This is a genomic window from Salipiger sp. HF18, from assembly GCF_011806505.1.
GTDB lineage: Bacteria > Pseudomonadota > Alphaproteobacteria > Rhodobacterales > Rhodobacteraceae > Salipiger > Salipiger thiooxidans.
Genome location: NZ_JAATOS010000907.1, coordinates 1 through 812, shown reverse-complemented (window position 1 = coordinate 812; position 812 = coordinate 1). Strand labels below are relative to the sequence as shown.

The following is an 812-nucleotide window of genomic DNA, read 5'->3' as shown; positions in this document are numbered from 1 at the left end:
CGTCACGGAGACGGCAAGGGTCCGCCCCGCAGTGACTGCAAAGCTCAGCCCCGCAGACACAGGCCAGGATTCGACCCAGAGACACCGCGAAGCTCCAACCCGCAGACACGAAAAAGGCGCGCCGGGGCGCGCCTTGATCGGTTGTGAGGGCTGCTCGGGGCAGGGCCGTCAGCGGGCCTTGATCTGCACCGAGAAGCTGCGTTGCGCCCCTGCCGGCGGGGCCGGGAAGGGGGCGGCGCGCTGCACCACCCGCAGCGCCGCGCTGTCGAGCGCCGAAGAGCCCGAGCTGCGCGCCACCGACGCCCCGGCGAGCCCGCCGTTGGTGCCGATCCGGAACGCCACCACCGTGGCGCCGCGCACGTTCAAGGACGGCCGCGGCACCTGCGAGAGCTTGCGCATCACCTGGCCCGGGTAGTTGCTCGCCGCGGCATTGCCCGCCTGCTGCCGGCGCCGCTGCGGGTCGCCGTCGCGGTCTCGCTGCCCGCTTCCTGCCCGGCATTGGCATTGCGCTCGGCGTTGCCCTGAGGCGCGGCCTGCGGTTGCCGGCGCTCGGGTTTGGTCTGCGTGGTGCGGGACTGGCGCTGCGGTTCCGGCCGGGGCTCGGGCTCCGGCCTGGTCCTGGCGAGGTTCTCGGGCCGTTCGACCGGGCGCGGCGAGCTTGCCAGCGCATTGGTCGGCGGCTCGGGCGTCTCTTCCTCCTCGGCCTCGAGGGTTTCCTCGGGCGGCGGCGGGGTCAGCTCCTCGGGCGGTTCGACCTCGGCGGTCTCCTCGGGCGGGGGCAGCGCCACGATGGCGTCCTCGGCGGGCGCGTC

The 812-nt window shown here is 74.4% G+C and carries 1 protein-coding gene and 1 pseudogene; both read right to left on the bottom strand.

Features of this window, described 5'->3' with window-relative positions:
- Nucleotides 1–168 precede the first annotated feature (168 nt).
- The gene (locus HC022_RS29580) at nucleotides 169–399 is read right to left on the bottom strand and encodes an energy transducer TonB (RefSeq protein ID WP_254885299.1); all 231 of its coding nucleotides are present in this window, start codon (nucleotides 397–399) and stop codon (nucleotides 169–171) included.
- Nucleotides 399–812, bottom strand: a pseudogene (locus HC022_RS29575) (energy transducer TonB); the annotation flags it as partial. The pseudogene HC022_RS29575 and the gene HC022_RS29580, both read right to left, overlap by 1 nt.

What these genes read in the sequence shown, in the direction of transcription:
- HC022_RS29580 (WP_254885299.1), bottom strand. Translation starts at nt 399, where the DNA reads ATGCGCAAGCTCTCGCAGGTGCCGCGGCCGTCCTTGAACGTGCGCGGC.